Origin of the sequence: Kordia sp., from assembly GCF_045105435.1 — a bacterium.
Lineage (GTDB): Bacteria > Bacteroidota > Bacteroidia > Flavobacteriales > Flavobacteriaceae > Kordia.
This window is the reverse complement of sequence record NZ_JBGCDL010000417.1, coordinates 1-6,172: the sequence shown is the minus strand read 5'-3', so window position 1 is coordinate 6,172 and position 6,172 is coordinate 1. Positions and strand designations below refer to the sequence as shown.

Sequence of the window (6,172 nt, the reverse complement as noted above, 5' to 3'; positions counted from 1 at the left end):
CTTGTGATTGCTCACGTAAAATTACAAAATGAAAGCAGTTCACAACGACGATGATGGTGTAGCTACTGAATACATCCTTGTGATTCCTCACGTAAAAATACAATTTGAAAGCAACTTTTGAATGTAAAAGTTTTATTTAGAGAATTGCAAAGGAACTATTTCATTTTCCTAATAATAGAAACACACATCCAAGAATTGTAAAAACTACCGATCGTAACATTATTGTTGTAGAATACGTTCCAGCAATAATAAAATTGTAAGCATCTCCTCCTACAAATTTTTTATCCATTCCAGTATAACCAGAACTAAAAGAATAATTATTATCTTGATAAAGCATATAATGAAAAGAATCATAAAAGAAATATCCTGCAACACATAAGGATAAGATGCCTAAAATAATTAGAGTACTTTTAATATCATTATTTTTCATAATAGAATGGTTATTATTATTTATTATTTAAGTTTACAGAATCTTTTGGGCAGATATGCTTGTTAATCATGTGAGGAGTAATTTCTTTTAATGACTTTCCTGTTTCTGGATGTAATCCTAAAGAAGTAAAATATTGTAGTTCCTTTTTATGATTTTTACCATACCAAATTTTTGTAGTACCATCTAGGTTTTTATATTCTGTTTGGCAATCAACTTCAATTTTTTTGAAGTTTTTTATTCTTTCCTCTTTGTATAATTTTAGTTGCCCTAATTCATATTTTTCTAAATCAAATTGTACTTCTTCATAGTGTGTTACATTCCAAACCATCCATCGTTGTTTATTCAATTTTATAATTATAAAGACAATGACTAAAGCCAATAAAATAATTAGAATGAACCATTTACTTTTCTTAACAAACTTTAAAAAACCTACTCTGGTTGGAGTATCTTTTTCATCTATTTGAGTTACAAAATCTTCATAACTATTATAGCCTATATATTCGGCAAGTTTGTCCAGTAATCCAGTACTTGGATTCATAATTTTTCCAGCTTTTCCCTCCATGAATTGTTCATAGTATCTTGAAAAAGTCACCTTGCTTGTTTGAAAGTTGAGTTTCATTGCAAACACACTTTCTAAATGTGATGAGACTCCGTTTTTACTGTTTTTCCCACTCTGTTGTTTCGCTTTGTTAAACGCTTGTCGAAATAGAATTTCTTTCATAAAAGTCAATGTTTAGTATTTATCATAAGTCCAACATGAGTTACACATGTTGTCTTCATCAATGTGTATACATATCTGTTTAAATATTGAGTAATTCGTGTTGACTGTTTTGTCTCATTTTGTTTGTTCATTTGCTTCAGAGTTTAAAAAATGACCTCAACCGTAATGAGGTTTGCGGATTAAACGCTACATGAAGTTGAGAACTAAAGTTGTTTCTAAAAAGGGAAGTTTAGACTTCTTTAGTTTTCACTTCTACTTCCCAAAACAATGGAGAGACGTCTCCAATTTTTAACGTGTGGTTTGTATACAATACATATCTGAAAATCAACTTCAGACAGCCACACTATTGTCAAATTTTTAATTCAACAAAATGAAGAAAATATATTTAGTTTTACTTGTGGTTTTCCACATTTTAGGATTTCAATCATGTACTCCAGAGGTATTAGATGAAACAGATGAAACAGATGAAATAGAAGCGTGTTGTGGTGATGAAGGAGAATTGCCACCACCACCTCCGCCACCGCCACCGCCACCAGGAAATGGATTAGGAGATTAATGTAATAATTTAGTATTTTAGAGGAATGAAAAATATGACAAATTCATTCCTCTTTTTTTTAATTATTATTTTCTTTTTTGGAAGTCAAAACTTACTCGGACAAAGAAAAAATGATAGTATTCCTTATTACGTGGAGAAAGTACAAAATTTTAAAAATGTTAGTGATCTTTTAAATGCAAAAACCTTTTTTGAAGCGAAACTTAAAACTATTGAAAAAGGAAACCCTTACACTCTTTATTTTAAATATAATCTTGCTAGTATTGAGAAAAACTTGGGAAACTTTATAGAAGCAGAAAATCTTTTAGTCACTATTCTTAAAGAAATTGATTTACTTTCTGATTCTAGTTCTAAAATACAATATCAAAAATCTGTTTTAAATTTATTAGGGAATATTTATAGAGAGCAAGAAAATAAAGAGAAAGCAATTGAATTATATAATAGGGCATTAGAAAATGCTAGTTCTACTCAAGATAGTGCTGTAATCTTTAATAATAAGTCCAATATTTACAGAGAATTTGAAGAGTATGAAAATGCTAAAAAAGAACTAGTAAATGCATATAGCCTTTTTCCTAGATTTAAAGATACACTCGAACAAGCTAGAATTTTAGATAATTTAGGGTATGTATATACTAAATTAGGTAGTAATTCTTTAGGTTTAGAATTTATAAAAAGAGGGTTGAAACTTCGTGAAGATGCTGAAATGGATACAGATATTTTTGCAAGCTATCAAAAGTTGATGATGTATTATAAAGATCAACAAAATGATTCAATGTCAAAACTTTATGCTAATAAAGCGTATGATCTTAGCTTGAAAATAAAAACACCTGTTTTTGAAGAAAAAGGATTAGGAATGATAATGGAGTTTCATCCAGATTCAAAAGTAAGAGAATATAAAAGATTAAGTGATAGTCTATATAGAATTAGGGCATTTGAAAATAATAAGTCTGCAATGCTGCAATATGATTTTTCTAATAAATTTGAAAGAGCAATCTTAGAAGAAACGATAAAGACAAAGCAACAAGAACGTAAAGCCTTACTATTTGCGTTTTTAGGTGGATTAATCTTTATATCAGCCATTTTCCTTATCATACTCCAACGCAATCGAAACAAACGACATACACTAACTCAAATTCATAAAACAGAACGCAATCTTTCCAAAAAAGTACATGACGAACTAGGAAATGATATTTTTTATTTAATGAATCAAATACAAACAAATCCAGCTTCTTTAATAGAAAAAGAAGGACTGCAAATTTTAAATGGATTGAATGATATTTATGTCAAAGCGAGAGACATTTCCAAAACATATACAACTATAGATACAGATAAAGGATATCACGATGAATTACTATCCTTGCTAAATTCTTTTGGAAGTGATTCAACTAAAATAGTAACAAATGAAATTGCTATAGATTTTTGGGATTCTGCATCTAAATTAAAAAAGGAACAGGTTTACAGAGTGCTACAAGAACTGCTAACCAATATGAAAAAACATAGTGAAGCTTCGTTGGTAGGTATTACGTTTACAAAAATAAAAAAGAATATCATTATCAAGTATGTAGATAATGGTAAAGGTGCTACCAAAGCGAATACTTTATTAAAAAATGGTTTGGCAAATGTGGAAAACCGCATAGCCGAAATTAATGGAACTATTACTTTTGAGACAAGTCCTAAAAATGGATTTAAAGCCGAAATACGATTTATTCAATAGCCTTATGAAGTTCAAAAAAGTTTTAGTTGCAGAAGATACCGACAGTAGTAATATTGGTTTAGTATTTAAGTTGAAAGAAATAGGAATAGAAACAGTTGAATCATCTCAATCATGTGATGGTGCAATTTTAAAGATTAAAAACGGACTTCATCATAAACAACCTTTTGACTTGTTAATCAGTGATCTATCTTTTGTGTCCAATGTTCCAAATCCAAAAATTACTACAGGAGAAGTACTCATTGCAGAAGCAAAAAAGTTGCAACAAACTATAAAGGTTATTGCGTTTTCAGTTAACAACCAACAAACAGTAATTAATCATCTAACCAATGAAATAGGTATTGATGGTTATGTATGTAAAGGATTAAACGGTACAAAGGAACTTCTCAAGGCAATTGAAGTTGTTCAAGAAGATAAAAAGTATCTATGTCCAATTTCAAGCGCTACGTTACATCAAAAAAATGTTTTTCAATTAGATGATTACGAAAAACAACTACTTCAATTAGTTGCTCGTGGTTTAAAGCAAGATGAAATTGCAGATTATTTTAAATCAAAAGGTATCAGTCCTAATAGCAGGCGCTCAGTTGAAGATCGTTTAAGCAGACTTCGCGATAACTTTAATGCAAATACTACTTCACAGCTCATATACTTAGCACAAAGCTTAGATCTTATTTAATACTTCAATACTACTTTATTTTTTTGCTATCGTGGATTTTCACAAGGATAAAATCATCAGTCATTTTAAGTTTGTATCAGTATAAATTTAAAAAAAGATACTGTTATGCCAAGAAAGTCAAATACAAATCAAACAGGCGGTAGCTGGTCAGTTACTCAAAAGTTAAGTGTTTGGAGAAAAGGAAAAAGAATTAACGGTAAATCTTCTCTCACATGGAGAAAAGATAAATGTGGAAAAGTAATTAAATGGTCTGAATATGGAAATAGAAATTCAACTTACGGTTGGGAAATTGATCATATCAAAGCAGTTTCAAATGGAGGAAGTGATTACCTCAGTAACTTACAACCATTGCATTGGAGTAACAATGCAAGCAAAGGAAATAAGAGTTATTGGAGGTGTCCAAATTGAAATTGAAAGTCTTTAAACTAGTTACAATAAAAAAGGATTTTAAAATATATAAATTTTTCACAAAACAAAAATTCCTAAAATAAGATCATGAAAAACATTGTTGTATTAATAGTCATATTTCTAGTCTCTTCTAGTGTTATTTCACAAACTGTTTACACCACAAAATCGGGAAGTAAATACCATAAGTCAAGTTGTAAATATTTAAAAGATTCGCGCAAAGAATTTACTATAAAAAAAGCCGAAAGTTTAGGGTTTACTGCATGTGAAATTTGTAAGTCCACAACAAAAAATATTTCTAGTAAGTCAGTTGAAAATAAAGAGCGTGCTAAATCACCCGAAAAACCTAAAACTAATAAAAGGAAAACCGCTTCACAATGTAGAGGAAAAAAGAAATCGGGTGAACGTTGTCAAAATCAAACTAAAAATATAGATAAAAGGTGTTATCTACATCATAAATAAAAATCAAATAAACAAGTAATTCAATCATGGACGTACAAAGTAAATTAAAAGAGCTTTCTGAAAAAATAGATTTAATGAAAGAGCAAATACTCACGGAAGAAGCAACAAAAACAGCTTTTGTATTGCCGTTCATTAATCTGCTAGGATATGATATTTTTAATCCCACTGAAGTCGTTCCAGAATTTACTGCGGATGTAGGTTTAAAAAAAGGAGAGAAAGTTGATTACGCAATTTTTCAAGATAATATACCAATTCTTATTATAGAATGTAAACATTGGGTGGAAAGTTTAGATACACATAGTTCACAATTAATTCGATATTTCCACGCATCCAAATCAAGATTTGCATTATTGACAAATGGTATTGAATATCGTTTTTACACTGATTTGGAAGAGAAAAATAAAATGGACAATAAACCATTTTTAGAATTTACAATTACACATTTAAAAGACTCTATAGTCAATGAAATATCAAAATTTCATAAATCAAACTTTGATGTTACTAAAATCTTAAACAATGCAAGTTCTTTGAAATATACCAAAGAAATCAAAAAGGTTTTTAGTAGTGAACTCACGAAATCTAGTCCTGAATTCACTAGGTTTTTTGCCTCCAAAGTATATAGCGGAAGATTGACAGAACGTGTGATGGAACAATTTAGCGAACTAGTTCATAAAGCCATTAATCAGTTAATAAGTGACAAAGTAAACGATAGATTACAAAGCGCACTTAATAAAGAAACTGAACAGCAAAATGAAGATAACATAGAAGAAGTCGAAGTAAGTAAAATCAATACTACGGAAGAAGAGTTGGATGGATTTAAAATTGTAGTTGCCATACTAAGAAGAAAAATAGAACATACTCGTATATTCTTTAGAGACACACAATCCTATTTTGGTGTTTTGTTAGATAATAACAATAGAAAACCTCTTTGTCGATTACACCTAAATGGAAGCAAAAAATATTTAGGAATAATTGGCGAAAATAAAAAAGAAACCAAAATACAGATTGAAACAATTGATGATATTTACACTCACGAAGAGTTACTTTTGCAAGCGGTAACTTATTATGATTAATTTGTTCTTTTTCGGTTTACTTTTAACGTTCTTGATTTTCTCAACATAATTATGAGTGATGATCTCATCATCCATTAATTGCGTAAATAGAATTGATAAAGTTGCCTTGCAATTGTTTCTTGTTTTAGGAGCAACTAGATC

8 protein-coding genes are annotated in these 6,172 nt (G+C 29.6%); 6 read left to right on the top strand and 2 right to left on the bottom strand.

Annotated elements, in window-relative coordinates; all coding sequences use genetic code 11:
- Positions 1 to 160: 160 nt before the first annotated feature.
- Both AB8B65_RS21045 and AB8B65_RS21040 read right to left on the bottom strand, forming a co-directional pair.
- On the bottom strand, positions 161 to 430 hold the full coding sequence (locus AB8B65_RS21045) for a hypothetical protein (protein WP_405303248.1): 270 nt from the start codon (positions 428 to 430) through the stop codon (positions 161 to 163).
- Positions 431 to 446: 16 nt separating this feature from the next.
- Entirely contained in the window at positions 447 to 1,151 is a 705-nt protein-coding gene (locus AB8B65_RS21040) for a hypothetical protein (RefSeq protein ID WP_405303247.1), read from the bottom strand.
- Between the two features lie 370 nt (positions 1,152 to 1,521).
- Here AB8B65_RS21040 and AB8B65_RS21035 point away from each other — a divergent pair, with 370 nt between their 5' ends.
- The 6 genes from AB8B65_RS21035 to AB8B65_RS21010 all read left to right on the top strand — a co-directional run bounded on the left by AB8B65_RS21035 (position 1,522) and on the right by AB8B65_RS21010 (position 6,031).
- Positions 1,522 to 1,707, top strand: coding sequence for a hypothetical protein (locus AB8B65_RS21035; protein WP_405303246.1), 186 nt, complete (start codon positions 1,522 to 1,524; stop codon positions 1,705 to 1,707).
- A 34-nt stretch (positions 1,708 to 1,741) separates the two neighbouring features.
- Complete coding sequence (locus AB8B65_RS21030) at positions 1,742 to 3,418, top strand: tetratricopeptide repeat protein (RefSeq protein ID WP_405303245.1); 1,677 nt, start codon at positions 1,742 to 1,744, stop codon at positions 3,416 to 3,418.
- Between the two features lie 4 nt (positions 3,419 to 3,422).
- The gene (locus tag AB8B65_RS21025) at positions 3,423 to 4,091 is read left to right on the top strand and encodes a response regulator (RefSeq protein ID WP_405303244.1); all 669 of its coding nucleotides are present in this window, start codon (positions 3,423 to 3,425) and stop codon (positions 4,089 to 4,091) included.
- 105 nt (positions 4,092 to 4,196) lie between these two features.
- Complete coding sequence (locus tag AB8B65_RS21020; RefSeq protein ID WP_405303243.1) at positions 4,197 to 4,499, top strand: HNH endonuclease signature motif containing protein; 303 nt, start codon at positions 4,197 to 4,199, stop codon at positions 4,497 to 4,499.
- An 87-nt stretch (positions 4,500 to 4,586) separates the two neighbouring features.
- Positions 4,587 to 4,958 carry a hypothetical protein gene (locus AB8B65_RS21015; RefSeq protein ID WP_405303242.1) on the top strand — a complete coding sequence of 124 codons (372 nt, stop codon included), beginning with the start codon at positions 4,587 to 4,589 and terminating at the stop codon, positions 4,956 to 4,958.
- Between the two features lie 26 nt (positions 4,959 to 4,984).
- A complete protein-coding gene (locus AB8B65_RS21010; protein WP_405303241.1) occupies positions 4,985 to 6,031 on the top strand; it encodes a type I restriction endonuclease in 1,047 nt (348 codons plus the stop codon).
- The last annotated feature ends 141 nt before the right edge of the window (positions 6,032 to 6,172 follow it).

Bases quoted from the DNA above. Each gene is read 5' to 3' on its own strand.
- AB8B65_RS21040 (WP_405303247.1), bottom strand. From the start codon at position 1,151: ATGAAAGAAATTCTATTTCGACAAGCGTTTAACAAAGCGAAACAACAG.
- AB8B65_RS21020 (WP_405303243.1), top strand. From the start codon at position 4,197: ATGCCAAGAAAGTCAAATACAAATCAAACAGGCGGTAGCTGGTCAGTT.
- AB8B65_RS21045 (WP_405303248.1), bottom strand. From the start codon at position 430: ATGAAAAATAATGATATTAAAAGTACTCTAATTATTTTAGGCATCTTA.
- AB8B65_RS21035 (WP_405303246.1), top strand. From the start codon at position 1,522: ATGAAGAAAATATATTTAGTTTTACTTGTGGTTTTCCACATTTTAGGA.
- AB8B65_RS21030 (WP_405303245.1), top strand. From the start codon at position 1,742: ATGACAAATTCATTCCTCTTTTTTTTAATTATTATTTTCTTTTTTGGA.
- AB8B65_RS21015 (WP_405303242.1), top strand. From the start codon at position 4,587: ATGAAAAACATTGTTGTATTAATAGTCATATTTCTAGTCTCTTCTAGT.
- AB8B65_RS21010 (WP_405303241.1), top strand. From the start codon at position 4,985: ATGGACGTACAAAGTAAATTAAAAGAGCTTTCTGAAAAAATAGATTTA.
- AB8B65_RS21025 (WP_405303244.1), top strand. From the start codon at position 3,423: ATGAAGTTCAAAAAAGTTTTAGTTGCAGAAGATACCGACAGTAGTAAT.